The 482-nt window shown below is 69.7% G+C and carries 1 protein-coding gene; it reads right to left on the bottom strand.

Annotated features, from left to right (window positions below):
- Positions 1-482 (bottom strand): DUF4118 domain-containing protein (locus BST12_RS29345; protein ID WP_139802086.1); only part of this gene is annotated, 482 nt, incomplete at both ends.

The raw sequence follows: 482 nt of genomic DNA, 5'->3' as shown, positions 1-482 counted from the left end.
TCAGAAAGTAGTTCAGCAGCATGCCCGACAGCAAGGCCGACAATGCGGCGGGGGCGACGCCGCCCAGCAACGCCACGATCAGCACGCCGATGAAGAACAACGCGCTCTCGCCGCCGATGCCCATGAATCGGTCGAGCCAGGCCACCGTGATGGCGCAGATCACCGAGGGCACCACCAGCGCGGCCAGCCACGACGCGATATGCCGCTCGCGCGGGGAGACCCGCGACCACCCGGAGGCCCGGCTGGCCGCGGGATGGGTGACCATGTGAACGTCGATGCCGCCGGACTCCTGGACGGTGCGGGCGCCGATCCCCTCGTCAAACAGGCGTGCCCATCGCGATCGCCGCGATGTGCCGACGACGAGCTGCGTGGCGTTCATCTCGCGGGCGAAGTCCAGCAGCGCGGTGGGCACGTCGTCGCCGACCACGGTGTGCATGGTCGCACCGAGGCTTGTCGCCAGCTCGCGGACCCTGCCCAGCTGC

The sequence above is a fragment of the Mycobacterium angelicum genome (genome assembly GCF_002086155.1).
Classification (GTDB): Bacteria; Actinomycetota; Actinomycetes; order Mycobacteriales; family Mycobacteriaceae; genus Mycobacterium; species Mycobacterium angelicum.
The sequence above is the reverse complement of the archived record's forward strand: the minus strand, read 5'-3'. Positions and strand labels throughout refer to the sequence as shown.